Raw genomic sequence first — 20,019 nt, 5'->3', positions numbered from 1 at the left:
ACCGAAACCGGCAACGGCTAGGACTTTAGTGACGGGAAATCGCTTTCGTCGTACTCGATCCCGGGGAAGTTCCGCGACGCATCGGCGCCGTGCCGTGCCTCCTCGTTGCGGCGCAATTCCACGCGGCGGATCTTGCCGGAAATGGTCTTGGGAAGCTGGGCAAACTCGAGCCGACGGATCCGCTTGAACGGGGCGAGGTGCTCCCTGCAATGGCGCAGGATGCTTTCGGCCAGGGCGGCGGATGGCTCGTACCCCTCGGCCGTCACCACGAAGGCCTTGGGCACCGAGAGCTTGAGCGGGTCGGGGGAGGGGACGACCGCGGCCTCGGCCACCGCCGGGTGCTGGATGAGCACCGATTCCAGCTCGAACGGGCTCAGCCGGTAATCGCTGGACTTGAAGACGTCGTCCCCGCGGCCCACGTAGGTGATGATTCCCTGCTCGTCCTTTTCGGCCAGGTCCCCGGTGTGGTAGTAGCCGTCCCTGAGGGCGTCCGCGGTCTTTTTCGGGTCGCCGTAGTAGGACTTCAGGAGCCCCAGCGGGCGCGGATCCAGGCGCAGGCAGATTTCGCCTTCGTTCCCTTCCTGGCCGGTGTTCGGGTCTACGAGGACCACGTCGTAGCCGGGCATCGGCCTGCCCATGGCGCCGATCTTGATGGGCATGCCCGGCGGGTTGGCCGTCTGCACCGTGGATTCGGTCTGGCCGAACCCGTCGCGGATCGTCTGCCCCCAAGCGCGCTGGACCTGGTCGATGACCTCGGCGTTCAGGGGTTCGCCCGCCGAAACCAGCTTGGCGGGCGGGTTTTTCAGGGCCGTCAGGTCGGCCTGGATGAGCAGTCTCCACACGGTGGGAGGGGCGCAGAAGCTGGTGACGGACTCGGCGTCCATCTGGGCCATCAGCGCCGTGGCGTCGAAGCGGTCGTAGTTGTAGATGAAAACCGTTGCCTCGGCGATCCAGGGGGCGAAGAAGTTGCTCCATGCGTGTTTGGCCCAACCCGGGGATGCGACGTTGAGGTGCACGTCGCCGGGTTCCAGTCCGATCCAGAACATGGTGCTCAGGTGCCCTGCCGGGTAGGAAGTGTGGGTGTGCTCGACAAGCTTGGCCTTCGAGGTGGTCCCCGAGGTGAAATACAGCAACAGGGTTTCATCCGCCAGCGTGGGCTCCCCGGGAACGAACTCGACGTCCGCCCGGTGGCTGTCGGAGTAGTTGAATCCGGCCTCCGGGGCGCCCCCGTCAACGTGCACGATCCGGTAGTCGCCCGCGACGCCGTCGAATTTTGCCGTATCGGCAGCTCCGGCAATGACCCAGCGGGCGTTTCCGCGGTCGATCCGGTCCTGCAGGTCCGGCCGGTTCATCTGCGTGGTGGTGGGAATCATGACCATGCCCAGCTTGATTCCGGCCAGCATGATTTCCCACAGCTCCACGCGGTTTCCGAGCATGACGATGGTCTTTTCACCGCGGACCATGCCGATTGACCTCATCCAGTTGGCGAGCTGGTTCGAGCGCAGGGAGAGTTCGGCCCACGTCCGCCGTGTTGAGCTTCCGTCCTTTTCGACAATGATCAGGGCGTTGGCGTCGGAGCGTGCCGGATCGGCGGCGACGGCGTCGAACCAGTCGAGGCCGAAATTGAACGCGGTGAAGCGGGGCCACCGGAATTCCGTGCGGGCCAGCTCGTAGTTGGTGCGCAGCCCAAGGAGCTGATCGCGTGCGGCGCGGAATTCTTCGGTAGTCGTCATTGCTGCCTTTCGCGCGGAAACCAGTTAGTAGGAAGCCCTAGTGATTCAAGTCACTCGCAAATATACTTGGATATCCAAGCGTTTGGAAGTGTGCGTTGCAGCCTCCGAACAGGAAGACAAGCGAGGGAGTCCCACCGTGCCATGGAGCAAAGACCGCGGCTATGACGAAGGCGGCATCGACACGATCCGCACCCGACCGCAGCCCTACCCCGAAGCCGATCTGATGCATACCTGGCAGCTGTTGGGAGATGCCGAACGCGAACGGCTCGAGGGAATCCGCGCCTTTCTCCAAAACAGGGTGCGCCCGGAGAGCATCGGCTATTGGAACCGCGAGGAATTCCCGCACCACTTGTTGCCGGAAATGGCCGCATTCGGGCTCGGTGGCATCCAGACCGACGGAAGCAGCGACCTGTTCAAGGGGCTGGTCTACGTCGAGGCGGCACGCGCGGACGTCTCGCTCTCGGCACTGGTCGGCATCCACAACGAACTGATTGTCGGCATGATCCACGAGTTTGGGTCGGCGGCGCAGAAGGCGCGGTGGCTTCCCCGTCTCACGAATTTCGCGGCGCTTGGCGCTTTCGCCCTCACCGAGCCCGACCACGGATCAGACATAGCCGGTGGCCTGTCAACCACTGCAACGCGCGAGGGCGGGGAATGGGTGATCAGCGGCTCCAAGCGGTGGATCGGGTCGGGCACCATCGCCGACTTCGCACTGGTCTGGGCTCGGGACACCGGCGACGGCCAGATCAAGGCATTCATTGTCGAATCGGACCGCCCCGGTTTTTCCGCGACCAAGATCGGCAACAAGATCGGCCTGCGCATCATGCAGAACGCCGACATCGAGCTGGATTCCGTCCGCATTCCGGAGGCCAACAGGCTCCCCGGCGCGACAAGCTTTGCCAAGGCCAATGAATTGCTGATGCATTCGCGGGCGTGGGTAGGCTGGCAGGCTGCCGGCGTCCAACTGGGGATCTTCGACATCGCCAGGGACTACGCCCTGGAACGCGAGCAATTCGGTCGGCAGATCGCCAAGTTCCAGTTGGTGCAGTTGCCGCTGGCGGAAATCCTGGGCAATGCCATGGCCAGCCTTTCCCTGATGGTGGACGTGGCACGCCTGCAGGAAAGGGGCCAGCTGGAAATGGTCCAAGCGGCAATGGCCAAGTCAACGACCACCCGGCTGGCCAGGGAATCGGCAGCCAAGGGACGCGCACTGCTGGGCGGAAATGGTGTCACCACTGATCACGAAATGGCCAAGCTGTTCGGCGACGTCGAAATCCTCCACACCTATGAGGGAACCTACGAAATCAATTCACTGATTGTGGGCAGGGCCGTGACCGGGGTTTCGGCCTTCGTCTAGCCGATTTTCACGAACGCGGTGGCCGAGCCGGGAGTGATCTCGGTTCGGCCCGCATCGTGGATCACCGGGCCGTTCGCTTCGCGGGCCTGGCGCCGGAATTCCGCTGCGCCGAGGCGCTCAACCGACAACCCGCAGCCGTCGCCGCGCCATTTGTCGACGTCGCGCGGTTCCCCCTCCAGCACCCAGGCGAAAAGTGCATGGGCGGCCTGGGCCGCGGCCTTGCCGGTGCTCATGCCCAGTGAGTCATTGAGTACGATCCGCACGTTCGTTGATTCACCCGTGGCTCCTGCCGGGAGCGTTGTCCCCGAAACCTGCAGCTTTGCCAAGCGCTTCGGCAAGGAATCCGCCTGCATCGGGGCAAAACCCAGGGCCTTGGCGTCCCCGATCTCGGCCAATGCATGGTCGGGGAATTCGCTGGCAACCTTCGCGAACATCTTGGCGTCTGCCCGGCGGACGCTCTTGGCAAATGCCCCCTGGGCCCAAGGCTTCCAGTAGGGGTGGCGTGGATTCGCAAGCAACGCAGTGACCGAGGCGAGGGCGGCAACCGCAATTCCCCGGTCTTCGGCACACGGATCCTCGCGGTCCACCAGCAAGATGATCGGCTGAACCAGCTCCCCGGTCGGAACGGGACAATCCGGTTCCGGCGCTTGCCGGGTTTCCTCCGGCGAGGTCACGGGGGCTGCTGCGTTATCCATGTTTTCCACGCTTCTAGCCTAGGCGTGATTCGAGATGGCTCAGGCCTTCCACCACGAATCGAAGATGGTGACGGGCGTCGTCCGCTTGTGCCGCGAACGCAGGAATTTGCGCTCCAGGTTCTGGGCGGCGTCCTCCGGGATGTCCCGGCCCTCAAGATAGTCGTCGATGTTGTCGTAGGAGATGCCGAGCTCGTCCTCGTCGGTGCGCAACGGCCGTCCGTCGAGCAGGTCCGCTGTGGGAACCTTTTCCCACAGGAATCGCGGAGAGTCGAGGTGGCGCAGCAGTTCGCGGTTCTGCCGCTTGTTCAGCCCAAAGAGCGGGAGGATGTCCGCCCCGCCGTCGCCGAATTTCGTGAAGAACCCGGTGACGGATTCGGCCCCGTGGTCGGTGCCGAGCACCAGCAGGTTTTCTTCCCCGGCCAGCGCATACTGGGCAATCATGCGCATGCGTGCCTTGATGTTGCCCTTGTTGAAATCGGAAATCTGCGCGCCCGTCGCGGAGAGGAAAGCATCCTCGAGACCGTCGACACCGGCTTGCACGTTTAGGGTGCGTTCAATGTCCGCGGCCACGAAATCCATGGCGGCCTGCGCGTCTGCCTCGTCGAGTTGTTGTCCATAGGGCAGCCGCACGGCCACGAACTTGGCACTGGCGCCCGAGTCGCGCAGTTCTTCGGCGGCAAGCTGCGCCAGACGCCCGGCGAGCGTTGAATCAAGTCCGCCGGAGATGCCCAAGACAAATCCTTTGGTGCCGGTGGCAAGCAGGTACTCCTTCAGGAAATCGATGCGGGCGCGCACCTCTGCCGCCGGGTCGATGTGGGGCTTGACGCCCATTTCCTTGATGATCAGGGCCTGTAATTCGCGCATTCACCTAGCCTAGCGTGCTCGGCTTCGGGCGCGGCGGAACGACCGGCAACGTGACGCAACAGGGGGTTTGGGAAGCCGTTTTCAGGCGTCGGCCGGGGGCTTGTCCGGGTCCCAGCCAAGGTTTGTTGCCATCTGCTGCAGGGAACGCACGGTGATTGCGTAGTCTTCGGCACTGATGCCGGCGCTTGATTCCTCGCGCATCCCGTCGACGATCTCCTTCAGGCGGTCCAGTGACACCGCGCCGCGCTCGGTCAGGGCAAAGGTGTGGCCCTGTTCCGAAACCCAGCCGGAATCCACCAGCTCGGCCAAATGCTCTGAGGGACTCGTGGGTTCATCTTCCGCCTGGGCCTCACCGAAGAAGGGGGCAAGCGCCGCAGTGAGTTCCCCGCCGGTGGCGGGGCCGCGGGACAGCACATTGAGCAGCTGCCATTGGCGGCGCGTGACGCCGTGCTCTTCGAGGGAGTTGGCGAACTGCTCAGAAATGAGCGAGTCAACCAATTTGAGCCAGTAACCCAAGGGGCGAAGATCGTTCATGGCCTCAGCCTATCCCTGCAACCGCTCGCCTGTCTGTAGCGAGTTTCCGGATCGCCTCCCGGTGCCGAAGAATCGCGTGAAGTGCCCGGACGCGGCGTGCGTCCGCGGCGGGATGCAAGCACCGTTGCCCACAAACTAGAATTGAAGCTATGACCAACACTGCCGCTCGCGCCCGCTTGCTTGAACTCGTTAAGGAACTCGCCGTAGTACACGGCAAGGTGATCCTCTCCTCCGGCAAGGAGGCCGACTACTACATTGACCTTCGCCGCATCACGCTGCACCACGAGGCTGCACCGCTGGTGGGCTCCGTCATGCTGGAAATGCTCGACGAGGCAGGCATCGAATTCACCAATGCCGGCGGCCTGACCATGGGTGCCGACCCGGTGGGCACCGCGCTGATGCACGCCGCGGGCCAAGCCGGCCGCGCCATCGACGCGTTCGTGGTCCGCAAGGCACAGAAGTCCTACGGCATGGGACGCCAGGTCGAGGGTCCGGAGGTGTCCGGCCGCAACGTCGTGGTCCTCGAAGACACCTCCACCACCGGCGGCTCGGCGCTGACCGCGGTCGAAGGCGTGCGCAAGGCCGGCGGCAACGTCGTTGCCGTTGCAGTCATCGTTGACCGCGACACCGGATCCAAGGAACGCATCGAAGAAGAGGCCGGCGTGCCGTACCTATACATCTTCGGCAAGGAAGAACTGGGCCTCTAGGCCCCGAGCTTCATGAATCATTCGGATGCGCCCGTCATTGTGGCCATCCGGCGCGGGGACCTCGAAGTGGTGATCGGACTCATCGAGTCCGACCGCTCCGGGGTCCTTGCCGTTAAGCAGCAACTGGGCAAGCTATTCCGGCTGATTTCCGCGGCCCCATACGGGACGAGGCCGCCCGAAGGGCACTGGGGCGGGGAGATCAAGGAACACCACGAGGGCGCACTCTGCGCCCACACTGCATGCATAGGCGCCATGCGGGCCGCGGATCTCATTGCGATCCCTTGGAATGTCCTCAAGAACGCCTACCCCAGAATCTTTCCGACCGAGCTGCCTGAGATTATTGAACGGCTGGGGGAGAACTACCAACGCGCGCCAAAGAACTGGGATAAGACGATTCCCAACGGGGGTGATATTTGACGGGGGGGGTGGGCAAACGCCGGCACCCACGGGTGGCGGCACTGTAACCACTTGCTTTTCACCCTGCATTGGAGCAAGCTGCGCGAGCGGGCGGCGCTATTTGCGGCCGCGCCAGGGCTGGCAACAATCACCCTGCCTCGTCTGTTTGATGTGGAAGTCAGGCCCTCGCTCGGGGGCGGCGGCGATGGATTTCCAGATTGATCCGGGTAGTGAAGACCGCATTGATCGGCAGGTCTTGGCACCGGTTCGGAATTGCATCTGGACACCCGAATTCGTCGCGGATGGAATTGCCCGTTTCCTGGCGAACCACACCAGCGACTTCCGGTTGCGGCGGGTCACCCGGCTTGAATCATTGCTTGCGTGGAACCCGCCAAAACATGACGGCTTTCATCGTTGGTTCTTCCCCGTGCCGTTGCGGCAAAGATGGGCGAGCGAAAAGTCGGACGATGCGCGGGCCAATTCGTCGACTGCTGGAACTTTTCCTCTGCTATTTTTGCCGTGTTCAAGGGCCTCCCGGCTTGATTCGCCCGGTCGCAGGTAACGGATGGCACCCTATGCAACCGCTGTGTGGACCAAGGCCCCTCGATTCATTTGGCCCCGTTGAACACGAAAAAATCAGGGTGGTTGTCGCCGCAGATCTCGCGCGCAGAAGCCAGGCCAGTGGGTTGTTGGTCAACCACCCAGAAGCGGCAGCAATTCTTACTTACGAACCCATCGAAGGGGCACGGGACGGACTCACCGTCGCCGAACTGTTGAGCTTCGGCACGACTGTTCTCTTCTGGAAACACGTCATACGAGGGCATTCCGGCGGCGATCCGCGACGGTCGGGTCAATGCGATGTTTCCGGACGATACCAAGGTCGTCACATTCCACAGTCCACAGTCCCAATCGTTAACGAGGCGTGACCACAAGGCCCGGAGAATACCTCCTCCGTGACGAACCCGTTGTCTGCAATGAGGAGCTTGATACCCGGACCCTGAACCTGGTGAACCGGGATGACAGGTCCATGCAGGCCAATTCCCACTACCGTTTTGCCGAAATCAATCCGCAGCTGGAGCCGGACAGAGTGGTGGCCGGTTGATTCAGTCTGGGCATCATCCCGGCCCCGTCGTGCGCTTCGAACAAGACGACGCGCGGACCGTGCATCTGTCCGGCTGAACATATGACAGTGATTTCGTGCCGTACTGACGCATGCAGGAACTGCCAACGGGGTGGGAAAATACCCGAACCCGAACACAGCAAGATCGGGGCCAAGGCTATGGCCCAGTCCGAGGAATCGATGCCCGAGTGGATCGACGTCTTTGCCCTGTGTGCCGATGCGACCCGGATGAAGATCCTGATGGCGATGCATGCGGCACTGGATTCCTCGGTGAGCCAGTTGGCTGCGGCGACCTCACTGGGCGCGAACACCGTGACCCAGGCGCTGGCAACCCTCCACAAGGCCGGCGTCGTGGAGGTACGGGCCGACGGCCGCTACCGCCGCTGGACCCTCACTTACCCGGGAGTGCACCGGTTGCCGCACCAGATGAGCGCACCGCATTCACCGCTACACCCCGAACACTCGCAGCACTAAGGCCGTAGGGAGGAACGATTGTCGGCGGCCGGCGAGGCCGGCACGCGTTATCGTCGTACAGGCCGGCAAGCCGGCAGGCAGGCGAGTCCGGTCGGGACATGACAGACGATTGAAAAGGGCCGCAAAACCCGCTTTCTTATGCCATGTCAGCGTGGAAGAGTTGGGACTCAACGCGCGACAAGGGAGTGCGATCTCGCACCCGCGCGCTCCATGGGATCGCCCATCGAAGTGGCCGCGGTGTCAGGTCGCCACCAAACATGTGGTTGCAGACGAGACGAAGGAATGCATAGTGCGAATCACCAACGTACGGCCATGGGGCCAGTCCCCGGTGGACATCGAGATCACCGACGGCCTGATCAGCCACGTTGTTCCACACGTACCTGCGCTCGCCAGAATTGGCGACGTCGATGGCCGTGGACGCCTGGGGCTGCCCTCGTTCTCCGATGTACACGTCCACCTCGATTCCACCCGGATCGGACTGCCCTTTCGCGAACACACCGGCGCACCGGGCGTCTGGGGCATGATGCTCAATGACCGAAACAACTGGCGGGACGCCGAAACCTCGCTGCCGGACCGGGTGGTGGGGACGCTGGAGCGCATGATTGCCCATGGCACCACGCGGGTGCGCAGCTACGCCCAGATCGACGCGGACTGCAAACTTGAAAAGTTTGAGGCGGTGCTGGCAGCCAAGGAAAAATTCGCCGCAAGCGCCGACGTCCAGATCATGGCTTTCCCGCAGGCCGGGCTGCTGCTCGAACCTGGCACGGTGCAATACCTGGAAGAGTCGCTGAAGCTTGGCGCCACCGTCATGGGCGGCATCGATCCATGCCAGCTGGACCGGGACCCGGTCAGGCACCTGGACATCGTTTTTGGCCTGGCCGACAAGCACCAGGTGGATATCGACATCCACCTGCACGAGCCCGGCCACTTGGCGCATTTCAGCACCGAACTCATCATGGAACGCACCCGGGCGCTGGGGATGGAGGGGAGGGTCACGCTCTCGCACGCCTACGAACTGGGCAATGTCTCCGACGCCGCCACCGAGCGGGTCATGGACGGCATGAGCGCACTGGATATTTCGTGGGCGACGGTTGCCCCGGCGACCTCGGGGAAGCAGTTCAACCTCGCCGCCATGACCCAGGCGGGCATCCGTGTGGGTCTGGGCGAGGATGGCCAGCGCGATTACTGGAGCCCCTATGGGGATTGCGACCTCCTCTCGCGCACCTGGCAGCTGGCCTTCACCCACGGGCTGCGGCAGGACGAACTGATCGAACACGCCGCGGCCATTGCGACCTGGGGCGGTGCCACGATCATGAACCGCGGACTGACCCGACTGGGCTCCACCGGCGACCGCCCGGGATTGCGGGTGGGGGACCCCGCAGATCTGGTGCTGCTGGCGGGTGAGACCGTGACCAGCACGGTGATGGACCGCGGGAACGACCGGACCGTCATCCACGACGGCCTTGTGGTCGCGGACCAGCTGGAACTGGTGCTCTGAGCCGAGCCCTCCTGAACTTCACCGGAAGCGCCGACGCCCCAGTCACATAGCACGGCGGAGGTGCCAGTGATGATAGCTTGTAATTTCGCTATCAATTTTTCGAAATAGGAGAATTTTGAAGACTTCATGGGGGCGCGGCCTGGCCGCACTAATCGCAGCTTAATCACTGGTGCTGGGCGGCAGCGTTGCCGCAACCGCCTCACCGCTGCCAACGACCGTCGGCAGCGTGGCGGTCAGCGCCGCGAAGAAGGCGCCGGTCCTGGTCACGATCAGGAAGATCCCGACCAAGACCGTCAAGGCCGGAGCCAAGGCAACCATCAAGCCGCTGGTCACCAAAAAGAAGAGCACCAAGGTCACGTCTCAGGTGCTCACGGTCAAGCAGGGCAAGAAGACCATTGCCAAGAACAAGAAGTCGGTTGGGCTGAAGGCTGGCAAGTACAGGGTCACCACGACCGTCAAGTACACGGTGCTTGGAAATGAATCCACCAAGACCTTGGTCAAGAGCCAGGATTTGGTGGTCAAGACGAAGACGAAGACGAAGCCAAGCTGGGTCTACAGCAACGCAAGCTGGAAATGCCCTTCGGGCTACCCGATCAAGGGAAATGCCAGCAGCAAGATCTACCACGTGCCGGGTGGCGCCTTCTACGGCCGGACCAACCCTGAAGAATGCTTTGCAAGTGCCTCGGCAGCACGCGCCAAGGGTTACCGCGCTTCCAAACGCTAAATAAGTAAAATGAGTGGCGGGTCGTGAACTGGCCCCCGAAAGTTGGACTCGGTAAGCAAAAGTCTACGCAGCGAGTGCCTGGGCCCGATATTCCATCGGGCTCAGGCACTCGAGCGTTAACGAGATGCGCTCGGTGTTGTACCAGCGGATGTAGTCCTTCAGGTCGGTGGTGAACGCCTCGATGCCGGCGTGCTCGTGGTGGTGGAACATTTCTTCCTTCAGGTGCCCGAAGAAGTTCTCCATCACCGCGTTGTCCAGGCAGTTGCCCTTGCGCGACATGGACTGGGCCATCCCGGCGTCGCTGAGGAGCTTCTGCCAGCTGGAGTGCTGGTACTGGAATCCCTGGTCCGAGTGCACCATCGGGGCCTCGCCGGCGGCCAGGGTCTCGATGGCCCCGATGAGTGATTGGTTGGTGAAGGCGACGGTCGGCGACTCCGAAACCGAGTAGGAAACGATCGAACGGTCAAAGAGGTCCATGACGGGCGAGAGGTAGACCTTGCGGTCCGCGACCTTGAACTCGGTCACGTCGGTCACCCACTTCAGGTTCGGCGCCGCGGTGTCGAACTCGCGCTTGAGCTTGTTCTCGGCGATCTTGCCGACCTGGCCCTTGTCGGAGGAGTAGCGGCGGCGGCTGCGGACCGTGCAGGCCAGGTTTTCCTCGCGCATCAGTTTCAGCACGGTCTTGCGGGCCACGTGCCGTCCGTCGCGGGCCAGGGTGGCGTGGATGCGCCGGTGCCCGTAGCGGCCCTTGGCCTCGGTGAAGATCCCGTGGATCCGGGTGCGGAGTTCCGCGTGCCGGTCAGGGGTCTTGAGTGCTGCCTGGCGGTGGAAGAACGTGGAACGGGGCAGCCCTGCCGCGGCCAGGAGCAGGGGCAGGGGGTGGGATGCCTTGAGGGCGATCACCGCGCTGATCTTCAGCGCGGTGGGTGGTTCCTCAAGGCCCGCACTTTTTTTAGGTAGGCGTTCTCGGCCTGCAGGCGCTGGTTCTCGCGGCGCAGCTTCTCGAGCTCTGTGAGTTCGGTCGGCTCGGGACTGGATGCCGCCCTCGGTCGGCCCTTGGGCTTGGGGCGCAGTCCGTCCTCGCCCTGTTCCCGGTATATTTTCGCCCAGTTGCGGACCTGGGCCGGGGAATTCAGCTGGTGCTTGAGGGCAAGGTCCATCGCGGTCGCCTCGCCGGAGAGGTACCGGCGGACGAGCTCGAGCTTGAACTCGAAGGAATACACCTGCTTGGTCGGTTTGCCTTCCAACGCTGCCCTACCCCAAATCCTGAAACGTTCCCCGAGCTTCTCAACGGCACCGGCGCTGACTCCAAGTCTTGAGGATACCGCGACATGCCCGAATCCTTCCTCGAAGAGATCGACGGCGGCCAGCCGTTGCTCGGCGGTCAATGAACTATGTGGATACATGAAAAACTCCCCGGAAGTATGGAACTGAATTATTCAGTCCAACTTCCGGGGAGCAGTTCAGTCGGGGGATTCCCCGGCCCGCCACTCATTTGGAAACTGAACCCGGGGGGTTTCCCTAGTCTTCGTTGGATCCCTCGACGAAGCCGGATCCGTCTTCATTGGTGCCCTGGATCAGTTCAGCGTGAATTTCGGCCACGGACGGGTATTCCAGATCCGCGCGGAACGGGAATGACGCAACATCTTCCGGCTGGGTGATTCCGGTGTGCACCAAGATGGTCAGCAGTCCGGCCTCCATACCCGCGATGATATCGGTGTCCATGCGGTCGCCTATCATGGCGGTGGTTTCCGAATGCGCATCGATGCGGTTCAACGCTGAGCGGAACATCATCGGATTGGGCTTGCCCACCACATAGGGAACGCGTGAGGTCGCCTGCGTAATCAGTGCGGCCACGGCGCCGGTGGCCGGAAGCAACCCTTCGGGGGATGGCCCCGTGGCGTCCGGGTTGGTGGTGATAAACCGAGCTCCGTCGCTGATCAGACGAATCGCCTTGGTGATCGCTTCGAAGGAGTAGGTGCGGGTTTCACCCAGCACCACATAGTCGGGTTCCTGGTCGGTCAGGATGAAGCCCGCATCATGCAACGCGGTGGTCAGTCCGGCCTCGCCGATCACAAAGGCTCGGCCTCCCGGACGCTGGCGGCGCAGGAACTCCGCGGTCGCCATGGCAGAAGTCCAGATGTTCTTTTCCGGAACGTCCAGCCCCGAAGACAACAGCCGCGCCCGCAGGTCGCGCGGGGTGTAGATCGAATTATTGGTCAGCACCAGGAATCGCTTGCCTGTCGCGACCCAATGCCCGATCATTTCAGAGGCTCCCGGGATGGCCCGGTTTTCGTGTACCAGCACCCCATCCATATCCGTGAGCCAGCAGTTGATGTCATTCACGGTTCGTGGTTCATGCGTTGGCACGTTAGGGGTCCTTTCGGGGAATACCTGAGGTGATAAGTCTTTCAGGTTCAAACGGTGTGGTGAAGCGGGTAGGTCACAACCAGTTGTTTTTCTTGAAAACTATGTACAAGGTCAGGCTCAACGCCACCATGAGGCCCAGTGCGGCGGGATATCCCCACGAATAATGCAATTCCGGCATTTCGGAAAAGTTCATCCCGTATATGCTGCCGATCAAACTCGGTGCGAACAGGATCGCTGCCCAGGACGAGATCTTTTTCATTTGTTCGTTCTGCGTTACCCCGGCTTCCGTGGCCTGCTGGGACGCGAGGGTTGCGGAAAGCGAGAGCGCGTTGGCCAGCAGGGCCCTGAAGGATGCCACACGCTCGGCCAAACGAATGGCGTGGTCCTGCACGTCGATGAATTTCCTGTCCAGTTCCACGGCGTCTTCGGGGGCCAAATCCGTAAGTTTGATGTCCTTGCGCAGCCGCTCGATCACCGAATCGAGCGGGGCAACGGCCCGCTGGAATTCAATGACTTCCCGGGACAGTTCATAAATGCGCCGGGAAACATTGCTCTGGCCGGAAAACAACTGTTCCTCGATCTCGTCGATGTCGTTGCCCAGACCCGCTGCAACAGGTTCATATTCATCGACGACTTGGTCGATCACCGCATAGAGAACGGCTTCGGGCCCCATGGCCAGGAGCCCTTGTTCCTCTTCCATGCGTTTGCGGACTTCCCCGATCTTTGGTGATTCGGCGTGCCGAACAGTCACGACAAAATCGGCCCCGACATATACGTGAAGTTCCCCAAACTCCACTTTTTCAACGTCATCGAGGTAGCGTGCGGGACGCAATACGACAAAGAGGTGGTCCCCGTAGTGGTCAAGCTTCGGGCGTTGGTGGCCGGCAAGGGTGTCCTCGACCGCAAGTTCATGAAGGCCAAGCTCTTCGGAAACCTCATGCATCTCCTGGGCGTTCGGCCGGTAAAGCCCGAGCCAGCCCATTCCGCCGGTTTCCTTCATGGATTCAAAGGTTGAGCTCAAATCCGGTGGATGGATGACCCGTTTCCCATGCACGTAGATCGCGTTGTCAATGATGGGCATGGATCCTCCGGGTGCGGTGGCCGGATGGATGTCCGGCACAAAATTTGGTGCTGTCGTCAGTTTGCCACCATGGCGTCGAAAACTCCCACTGGCGGCATGACGCCCGGGTGTTGTCCGTGGACTTGGCATCACAGGGACGTGCGGCAGGAGGCACCCTGGCGTTCGTCTCACTTGGGCGATGCTGGGGGCGGCGTGTGAACGACTACCCTTGAGTGGTGACTTCTGCCCCTGAAACGAACGCATCCGTACCCGTCGAAACCGCTCCCGAATTCGAGGAGCGTCCCGAAGTTGGCGTCGGCCCGTGGGAAGGCGAGTGGCCGGCCGAAGAGCACTACGATCACGAACTTCTGGAGTCGGGAGACCGGCGAAACGTCGCCGACAAATATCGCTACTGGACCATGGACGCGATCATCGCCGACCTGGACGAGCGCCGCCACGACTTCCACATTGCCATCGAGAATTGGCAGCACGACATGAACATCGGCACCGTGGTGCGCACGGCCAACGCCTTCCTGGCCAAGGAAGTCCACATTATCGGTCGCCGCCGCTGGAACCGCCGAGGTGCCATGGTGACCGACCGCTACCAGCACGTCCGCCACCACCCCACTGTCGAAGATTTCGTGGCGTGGGCCAAGGAGGAAGGGCTGGCGATCATCGGGATCGATATCTTCCCGGATTCCGTGCAGCTTGAGACCTACGAATTGCCGCGCAACTGCGTGCTTGTCTTCGGGCAGGAAGGCCCGGGACTCAGCGAGGAAGTCCACCAGTCGGCCGAGGCCACGCTTTCCATTGAGCAGTTTGGCTCCACCCGTTCCATCAACGCGGCGTCTGCCGCGGGCATCGCCATGCACGCCTGGATCCGGCGCCACGTATTCAACCAAAAAGTCGGGTAGACCTTGGGAAAACCTTGTTCTTCCATCGAAGCGCAAAAGAGTTGCCTGCCAGCTATTCTCTCCATCTTGCACGTCGGCTACGGTGATGCCTAAGTGTTCAGTCCTTGGGGTAACTGGATCTAATGGCTGGTTCCGACCGGTGATCCATCCTCTGTATTCGCGTTGCAATTGAGCAAGTGGTTTCACATCAGGATGGGAGAGCTCGCCGTGAAGAAGCACCAAGTGAATCGTGCCCGTGGCGTTCGCCCGAAAAATCACCAACGAAACAGGCTCTCCAAGGTTTCAGTCCTGGGCATGGTCGTTGCCGCAGCGTTTACGCTTTCGGGCGTACCCGGGTTGGGCTTGGCTGATGAGCCGTTGGAAGCTGGGGCGTCGTCGAACAACGTAATTGCCCCGGCCATATTCGTTCAACCGGTAAGCGTTTCGCTACTTAGCGGTGTTGACGCCATCAGTTGGGATTCGCTGGAATTCACAAGCGCCCCGATGGATCGGGGACTGGCTGGAGTGCCAAATGCGGCCGCAGCCATCAACGGCTCAACGGAGAACCTGGGCCTCGGAACCGGTGGGCAAAGTGCCCTCATGCTGGCGGGACAACGCCTGGGTGTGCGGGGCGTACTGCCCGGACAGCTTCAATTGATCCACCCGGTCATTTCAAGGCACATCACCAGCCCGTACGGGTGGCGCCACAACCCGACGGGAGCCGGCACCCAGGTCCACATTGGCCAGGACTACGCGATCTCTTGCGGTTCCCCTGTTTACGCGACAGCGGACGGCACAGTGGTTCAATCCGCCTGGGCAGGCCATTCCGGCATGCGAGTGACCATCGACCACGGGAATTCCGTGAGGACCGGCTACAGCCACAACTCTCGGTTGATCGCCCAGGTTGGCGATCAAGTCAAGCAAGGCCAACTCATTGCGTTGAGCGGAACAACCGGGAACTCCACGGGTTGCCACGTGCACTTCGAAGTCATCATAAATGGCCAATGGAATGATCCCCGGAATTTCCTGCCCGGTATCCCGGGGCAACCCAACCCGTTATTTGATTCGCATGACACAAGGATCACGGCCGAGCCGATCCGCGATTCCGGTGCACCGCGTTTCGGTATCGAGAACGGCCACGACCTGGAAATTGATTTGCCTTCGGAACCCGTTGAGCACGAGCCGTCCAAGAAACCTCACAAGGCTTCACCAGACGCCGGGTCCAAGCCAAAACCGCCGGCAAAAGACCATGTGAAGTCCCCGGTCAAGAAGCCGGCCAAGAAGCCTGACGCCAAGCCGGCGCCCAAGCCCAGCACCAAGCCGACGGAAAGCCCCAAGCCCAGCACCAAGCCGACGGAAAGCCCCAAGCCCAGCACCAAGCCGACGGAAAGCCCCAAACCCAGCACCAAGCCGACGGAAAGCCCCAAACCCACGACGCCTTCGAAGCCGACGACAAGCCCGACCCCGCCACCGGCTTCACCCGCTCCGACGCAGCCGGGTGCCGACGCCAGTACCAAGCCGACGCCTCCATCCACGGAAGCCGCAGTGGAACCACCTGCCAAGCCAAAGCCGCCGGCAGACGAGAAACCGGCAGAAGTCGTTGTAGAACCCGATGCCAAACCAGCGGATCCGAACGACGCGGAAGCCGCCGAAATCGCCGCGCTTTCCGATGCGGAAATCGCCGCGCTCCTGGCAGCACGGGACAAGCTCTCGGCCGCGAAACTTGCCGCGCTCCTGGAGGAATCGGCCAGGCGCGCAGCCAAGTCCAACTAGCCGACGGCGGGCCGGGAACGGACCGAAGTCGCCTCGGGGCGACGGCTCTGCGCGACACCGACGGGGCCCAACCCGTCATGTCGCAGGCGATCAAGGTCACGTGTCGATAGGATGGGTGTAGCCAACGAGGTCTACTCCCCACAATTCCTTATCAACACAGGAGTCAGTATGCCCATCGCAACCCCGGAACAGTACAACGCCATGATTGACTCCGCCAAGGCTGGCGGATACGCCTTCCCGGCTGTCAACGTGACGTCGTCGCAGACCCTGAACGCCGCCATCCGCGGCTTCGCGGAAGCCGAATCCGACGGAATTATTCAGGTCTCCACCGGTGGCGCAGCCTACTGGTCGGGTGCCTCCATCAAGAACATGGTCACCGGTTCGCTGGCCTTCGCCGCCTTCGCGCGCGAAGTGGCCAAGAGCTACGGCGTGAACATCGCCCTGCACACGGACCACTGCCCTGCGGACAAGCTCGACGAGTTCGTGCTCCCGCTGCTTGCCGCATCCGAGGCAGAGGTCGCGGCCGGCCGCAACCCGTTCTTCAACTCCCACATGTGGGACGGCTCCGCCGAAACCCTTGAAGAGAACCTGCGCATCGCCGCAGAGCTGCTGCCGCGCACCGCTGCTGCCAAGCAGATCCTCGAAGTCGAAATCGGCGCGGTCGGCGGCGAAGAAGACGGCGTCGAGAACGCCATCAACGACAAGCTGTACTCGACCGTTGAAGATGCACTTGCCACTGTTGCCGCTCTCGGCTCCGGCGAGAACGGCCGGTACATCACCGCGCTGACCTTCGGAAACGTGCACGGCGTGTACAAGCCGGGCAACGTGAAGCTGCGCCCGGAGATCCTCAAGGACATCCAGGAGCAGGTCGGCGCCAAGCTTGGCAAGGCCAACCCGTTCGACCTGGTCTTCCACGGCGGCTCGGGTTCCAGCGACAAGGAAATCGCCGACGCGGTTGCCTATGGCGTCATCAAGATGAACATCGACACCGACACCCAGTACGCCTTCACCCGCCCGGTGGCCGGCCACATGCTCGCCAACTACGACGGTGTGCTGAAGGTCGACGGCGAAATCGGCAACAAGAAGACCTACGACCCGCGCGTCTGGGGTGCCAAGGCAGAAGAGTCGATGGCGTCCCGCATCGCAGCTGCCGCAGTGCAGCTCGGCTCGGCCGGAAAGAGCTTGAAGTAACCATGGCCGATCTTGGAGCAAACCTGCTGGGCATTCCGGAAACCCTGCTGCCCGAAGAGGTAGAGGTCAACGCACGCCTGGTCGCCGGCGACGAGGCAGTGGACATCGCTGCGGCCTTCCCGTCTTCTTCGCTGGGCTGGGCCCTGCTGGCCGACGAGGCACACGCGGAGGGCCGCTATGTCGAGTCCTACGCGTACTCGCGTGTTGGCTACCACCGCGGCCTCGACGCGCTGCGCAAGTCCGGATGGCGCGGCCAGGGTCCGGTGCCTTGGCGCCACGTACCCAACCGCGGCTTCCTGCGCTCGCTGTACGCCCTGCAGCGTGCGGCGGCCGCCATCGGCGAAACCGAGGAAGTCGACCGCATCGGCCGTTTCCTCAACGACTCGGATCCCTTGGCGGTTGCCGCCATCGAGGCCGAGTAACCCCGCAAGTCCTGGATTGACTTGATCGATGATTGTTCGTGCCGACCCCGGGTCGGCACGAACAATTTTCGTTTAACGGGCACCGCGGAGGCGGAACGGCGGCTGGGAGAAGCCAAACCCGCTCAACTAAACTGGTGGAGGTCCGTGCACCTCTTCGTCGCCCACGGAGGGACTCTGTCGACGGCCGTTTGTGGCGTCGCAGGAACAAAGGAAAACAATGGCACACGTGCAGTCCGGTGATGCGCTTGGCGCCTCCTACCGTCTTGAGGAACCCCTTGGTTCCGGTGCGGTCGGCGAGGTGTGGCGGGTCAGCTCCGCCTCCGGCGGGCCGGACCTCGCGGCGAAGCTGCTTCGCCCGGAACACGCGCAGGACCCCACCCTCGTCGAACGTTTCGTGAGGGAACGCTCGGTGTTGCTCGCCCTGCGGCATCCGAACATCGTTGCGGTCAGGGACCTCGTCGTCGAGGGCGACAGGCTCGCGATCGTCATGGACTACGTGACCGGCGGATCGGTGCGCGACCTGCTGGAATCCCGGCTGACGCTTCCCGCGGGCGAGGCGCTGGCGCTCTGCGCCGAGGTGCTCGACGCGCTGGCCAGTGCCCACGCCGGATCGGCCACGCACCGGGACATCAAGCCGGACAACGTGCTGCTGGCCGAATCGTGGCGCCCGGGCCTGCAGGGCGCGGTGAAGGTCTCCGACTTCGGGATCGCCTCCGTGATCGGGGAACGGACCAGGCACACCACGGGAATGGTGGGCACCCCGCAGTACATGCCGCCCGAACTGCTCAGCCAGGGCGAGATCGGCCCCGCGGCCGACATCTACGCCACGGGCATCATGCTTTACGAGCTGGTCGCCGGGCGGACGCCGTTTGCCGGAGCAGGCACCGACTTCACGCTTGCCTACCGCCACGTGACTACGCTTCCGCCCCGGCTGGACCTGCCCGAGGAGCTCTGGGCGGCGCTGGAAAAGACGCTGTCCAAGAACCCGCGGGAACGGCCCGGCGCCGCGCAGGCGGCCGCGCAATTCCGCAGGTTGGCCCGGGAATTCGCGGACCTTCCGGCGCTGTCGCGTTCCGTGGAGCCCGAGGACTTCCAGGCCGTGGACCGCCCGGCAACGGTGCTGCGCGGAGCCCCGGCGGAGCCGGAGGCCGGGCCGACGGTGGTTGCCCGGACGCCGGAATCGCCGCAACCCGAGCTGGGCCCGGCGGGCTCCCGCACCATCGTGAGGCCGATGCCCCGCCGCGACCCTGCCCGTCCCGTCGAACCCGTCGAGCCGGAAAACACCGCAAGCAAATGGTCGGCCTGGCTGACCAGGAAGGTCCTTGTGCTGGGTGCCGTGGGGTTGGTCCTGGTGGTCGGCCTGGTCTTCGGAATCGTCCTGACGCTTCCCCAAAGTTCCCCAGCCGTGGGGCCACGGGCGGCCGACGCCACCGCCACCCAACAGGACGTCCCGCTGCCCAGCGGCCTGTCGGTCAGCCGCGCGGCGAGCTACGACGCGGCGGCCGGCGAAGTGAAGCTCACCATCACGTACTCGGCCCAGAAGGCGCCCCTGCGCGGGCCGTTCCTCGAGGTGCTCCCCGGCGCCGCGGGTTCCCCGGCATGCCCGCCGGTGACCTGGGAGAACGCGGCTGCCACGCGCAACAAGCCCAGCCTTTCCGGCGTGTCTGCGAACTGCGGCTGGAGCGTCGACGGCGTCCGCATCCCGGCGCAGGGAAGCGTTGAGGTCGGCGCAACGATACCCGTGGCGCTGGCGGGGGAGAACGCCCTTGACGAATGGCTCGATGCCGCCGCCGCGGCGACGACCGAGGCCACCGCGGACGACAGCGTCGAGGGTTCCGCCTACCCTGTGCAGCGGCTGCGCGGGATCCAGGTCCAGACCCCGGCACGCACGGTGAGCCAGACGGCCCTGCCCGTCACGCTGGTTCCGGTCTGGCCCAGCGGGCCGGACGTGCTCGGCCCGCTCTACAAGAGCCCCGCGACCGGCAAGCCCTCCGAAATGCTGACCGCCATTGCCGGGGGCGAAAAGGGCGTCCGGTTCTCCGACGGGTGCTCCGGCGGCCTGGCCGTCTCGTCCGACGGGCTTGTGGTGACGGCCCTTGCCGTGGCCCCGAGCTGCGTCCTGCGCGCGGTGGTCGGCAACTTCACCGACCTGGCCAGCGAGCCGTTCGGCATCACCACCCGCGAGTAAGTGCGGTAGGGGCCAGAGCC

General features: G+C 63.3%; 21 protein-coding genes and 1 pseudogene. 14 read left to right on the top strand and 8 right to left on the bottom strand.

Translation table 11 applies throughout. The annotated features are described in order from the left end of the window. Positions 1-17: 17 nt before the first annotated feature. A complete protein-coding gene (locus JOF47_RS21175) occupies positions 18-1,733 on the bottom strand; it encodes an AMP-binding protein (RefSeq protein WP_210002626.1) in 1,716 nt (571 codons plus the stop codon). A gap of 223 nt (positions 1,734-1,956) precedes the next feature. Here JOF47_RS21175 and JOF47_RS21170 point away from each other — a divergent pair, with 223 nt between their 5' ends. After that, positions 1,957-3,090 (top strand): acyl-CoA dehydrogenase family protein, encoded by a 1,134-nt coding sequence (locus tag JOF47_RS21170; RefSeq protein ID WP_210002869.1) that lies wholly within the window; start codon positions 1,957-1,959, stop codon positions 3,088-3,090. Here the strand turns inward: JOF47_RS21170 and JOF47_RS21165 are convergent. The 3 genes from JOF47_RS21165 to JOF47_RS21155 all read right to left on the bottom strand — a co-directional run bounded on the left by JOF47_RS21165 (position 3,087) and on the right by JOF47_RS21155 (position 5,183). Continuing rightward, entirely contained in the window at positions 3,087-3,785 is a 699-nt protein-coding gene (locus JOF47_RS21165; protein WP_210002868.1) for a peptidyl-tRNA hydrolase, read from the bottom strand. The genes JOF47_RS21170 and JOF47_RS21165 overlap by 4 nt on opposite strands. A 39-nt stretch (positions 3,786-3,824) precedes the next feature. Then, positions 3,825-4,649, bottom strand: coding sequence for an ammonia-dependent NAD(+) synthetase (gene nadE, locus JOF47_RS21160; RefSeq protein WP_210002624.1), 825 nt, complete (start codon positions 4,647-4,649; stop codon positions 3,825-3,827). A gap of 81 nt (positions 4,650-4,730) precedes the next feature. After that, a complete protein-coding gene (locus tag JOF47_RS21155; protein WP_210002622.1) occupies positions 4,731-5,183 on the bottom strand; it encodes a MarR family winged helix-turn-helix transcriptional regulator in 453 nt (150 codons plus the stop codon). Between the two features lie 149 nt (positions 5,184-5,332). Between JOF47_RS21155 and pyrE the strand changes: the two genes are divergently transcribed. The 8 genes and pseudogenes from pyrE (at position 5,333) to JOF47_RS21115 (ending at position 10,102) form a co-directional block, all read left to right on the top strand. Further along, complete coding sequence (gene pyrE, locus JOF47_RS21150) at positions 5,333-5,890, top strand: orotate phosphoribosyltransferase (RefSeq protein ID WP_210002620.1); 558 nt, start codon at positions 5,333-5,335, stop codon at positions 5,888-5,890. A 12-nt stretch (positions 5,891-5,902) separates the two neighbouring features. After that, entirely contained in the window at positions 5,903-6,307 is a 405-nt protein-coding gene (locus JOF47_RS21145) for a hypothetical protein (protein WP_210002618.1), read from the top strand. A gap of 184 nt (positions 6,308-6,491) precedes the next feature. Next, entirely contained in the window at positions 6,492-6,848 is a 357-nt protein-coding gene (locus tag JOF47_RS21140) for a hypothetical protein (RefSeq protein WP_210002880.1), read from the top strand. Positions 6,849-6,861: 13 nt separating this feature from the next. Continuing rightward, a pseudogene (gene ureA / locus JOF47_RS21135) lies at positions 6,862-7,243 on the top strand (urease subunit gamma). Further along, positions 7,209-7,388, top strand: a complete 180-nt coding sequence (locus tag JOF47_RS22415) for an urease subunit beta (protein ID WP_342592889.1) — start codon at positions 7,209-7,211, stop codon at positions 7,386-7,388. Before ureA ends, JOF47_RS22415 begins: the two are co-directional and overlap by 35 nt. Positions 7,389-7,565: 177 nt before the next feature. Continuing rightward, on the top strand, positions 7,566-7,880 hold the full coding sequence (locus JOF47_RS21125) for an ArsR/SmtB family transcription factor (protein ID WP_245357097.1): 315 nt from the start codon (positions 7,566-7,568) through the stop codon (positions 7,878-7,880). 289 nt (positions 7,881-8,169) lie between these two features. Then, positions 8,170-9,378: an amidohydrolase family protein gene (locus JOF47_RS21120; protein WP_210002616.1), complete on the top strand. Its 1,209-nt coding sequence runs from the start codon at positions 8,170-8,172 to the stop codon at positions 9,376-9,378. Positions 9,379-9,547: 169 nt separating this feature from the next. Beyond that, a complete protein-coding gene (locus JOF47_RS21115; protein ID WP_210002614.1) occupies positions 9,548-10,102 on the top strand; it encodes a sunset domain-containing protein in 555 nt (184 codons plus the stop codon). Positions 10,103-10,165: 63 nt separating this feature from the next. Here JOF47_RS21115 and JOF47_RS21110 read toward each other — a convergent pair whose 3' ends face one another. The 4 genes from JOF47_RS21110 to corA form a co-directional block, all read right to left on the bottom strand. Next, a complete protein-coding gene (locus tag JOF47_RS21110; protein WP_342592888.1) occupies positions 10,166-11,005 on the bottom strand; it encodes an IS3 family transposase in 840 nt (279 codons plus the stop codon). Between the two features lie 11 nt (positions 11,006-11,016). Next, positions 11,017-11,508, bottom strand: a complete 492-nt coding sequence (locus tag JOF47_RS22110) for a helix-turn-helix domain-containing protein (RefSeq protein WP_245356220.1) — start codon at positions 11,506-11,508, stop codon at positions 11,017-11,019. Positions 11,509-11,623: 115 nt separating this feature from the next. Beyond that, complete coding sequence (locus JOF47_RS21105) at positions 11,624-12,418, bottom strand: HAD-IIA family hydrolase (RefSeq protein WP_210002864.1); 795 nt, start codon at positions 12,416-12,418, stop codon at positions 11,624-11,626. Between the two features lie 127 nt (positions 12,419-12,545). Beyond that, positions 12,546-13,553 (bottom strand): magnesium/cobalt transporter CorA, encoded by a 1,008-nt coding sequence (gene corA / locus JOF47_RS21100; RefSeq protein WP_210002613.1) that lies wholly within the window; start codon positions 13,551-13,553, stop codon positions 12,546-12,548. A 215-nt stretch (positions 13,554-13,768) separates the two neighbouring features. On the opposite strand from corA, the gene JOF47_RS21095 reads away from it, so the two are divergent. The 5 genes from JOF47_RS21095 to JOF47_RS22250 all read left to right on the top strand — a co-directional run bounded on the left by JOF47_RS21095 (position 13,769) and on the right by JOF47_RS22250 (position 19,999). Beyond that, positions 13,769-14,446, top strand: coding sequence for a TrmH family RNA methyltransferase (locus JOF47_RS21095; protein ID WP_210002611.1), 678 nt, complete (start codon positions 13,769-13,771; stop codon positions 14,444-14,446). 207 nt (positions 14,447-14,653) lie between these two features. Next, positions 14,654-16,198 carry a M23 family metallopeptidase gene (locus JOF47_RS21090; RefSeq protein ID WP_210002609.1) on the top strand — a complete coding sequence of 515 codons (1,545 nt, stop codon included), beginning with the start codon at positions 14,654-14,656 and terminating at the stop codon, positions 16,196-16,198. 168 nt (positions 16,199-16,366) lie between these two features. Beyond that, the gene (gene fbaA, locus JOF47_RS21085) at positions 16,367-17,389 is read left to right on the top strand and encodes a class II fructose-bisphosphate aldolase (RefSeq protein WP_210002607.1); all 1,023 of its coding nucleotides are present in this window, start codon (positions 16,367-16,369) and stop codon (positions 17,387-17,389) included. 2 nt (positions 17,390-17,391) lie between these two features. Beyond that, positions 17,392-17,811 carry a DUF3151 domain-containing protein gene (locus JOF47_RS21080; protein ID WP_210002604.1) on the top strand — a complete coding sequence of 140 codons (420 nt, stop codon included), beginning with the start codon at positions 17,392-17,394 and terminating at the stop codon, positions 17,809-17,811. Between the two features lie 217 nt (positions 17,812-18,028). Then, the gene (locus tag JOF47_RS22250; RefSeq protein WP_210002602.1) at positions 18,029-19,999 is read left to right on the top strand and encodes a serine/threonine-protein kinase; all 1,971 of its coding nucleotides are present in this window, start codon (positions 18,029-18,031) and stop codon (positions 19,997-19,999) included. The last annotated feature ends 20 nt before the right edge of the window (positions 20,000-20,019 follow it).

It is taken from the genome of Paeniglutamicibacter kerguelensis (assembly GCF_017876535.1).
GTDB classification, from domain to species: Bacteria; Actinomycetota; Actinomycetes; order Actinomycetales; family Micrococcaceae; genus Paeniglutamicibacter; species Paeniglutamicibacter kerguelensis.
Note: the sequence above shows the minus strand (reverse complement) of the source record. Positions and strands in the feature narration are given on the sequence as shown.

Coding starts and splice junctions, on each gene's coding strand:
- JOF47_RS21140 (WP_210002880.1), top strand. CDS start 6,492: ATGGATTTCCAGATTGATCCGGGTAGTGAAGACCGCATTGATCGGCAG.
- nadE (WP_210002624.1), bottom strand. CDS start 4,649: ATGCGCGAATTACAGGCCCTGATCATCAAGGAAATGGGCGTCAAGCCC.
- JOF47_RS21145 (WP_210002618.1), top strand. CDS start 5,903: ATGAATCATTCGGATGCGCCCGTCATTGTGGCCATCCGGCGCGGGGAC.
- fbaA (WP_210002607.1), top strand. CDS start 16,367: ATGCCCATCGCAACCCCGGAACAGTACAACGCCATGATTGACTCCGCC.
- JOF47_RS21125 (WP_245357097.1), top strand. CDS start 7,566: ATGGCCCAGTCCGAGGAATCGATGCCCGAGTGGATCGACGTCTTTGCC.
- JOF47_RS22250 (WP_210002602.1), top strand. CDS start 18,029: ATGGCACACGTGCAGTCCGGTGATGCGCTTGGCGCCTCCTACCGTCTT.
- JOF47_RS21155 (WP_210002622.1), bottom strand. CDS start 5,183: ATGAACGATCTTCGCCCCTTGGGTTACTGGCTCAAATTGGTTGACTCG.
- JOF47_RS21165 (WP_210002868.1), bottom strand. CDS start 3,785: ATGGATAACGCAGCAGCCCCCGTGACCTCGCCGGAGGAAACCCGGCAA.
- JOF47_RS21170 (WP_210002869.1), top strand. CDS start 1,957: ATGCATACCTGGCAGCTGTTGGGAGATGCCGAACGCGAACGGCTCGAG.
- JOF47_RS22110 (WP_245356220.1), bottom strand. CDS start 11,508: ATGTATCCACATAGTTCATTGACCGCCGAGCAACGGCTGGCCGCCGTC.
- JOF47_RS21080 (WP_210002604.1), top strand. CDS start 17,392: ATGGCCGATCTTGGAGCAAACCTGCTGGGCATTCCGGAAACCCTGCTG.
- pyrE (WP_210002620.1), top strand. CDS start 5,333: ATGACCAACACTGCCGCTCGCGCCCGCTTGCTTGAACTCGTTAAGGAA.
- corA (WP_210002613.1), bottom strand. CDS start 13,553: ATGCCCATCATTGACAACGCGATCTACGTGCATGGGAAACGGGTCATC.
- JOF47_RS21105 (WP_210002864.1), bottom strand. CDS start 12,418: ATGGATGGGGTGCTGGTACACGAAAACCGGGCCATCCCGGGAGCCTCT.
- JOF47_RS21175 (WP_210002626.1), bottom strand. CDS start 1,733: ATGACGACTACCGAAGAATTCCGCGCCGCACGCGATCAGCTCCTTGGG.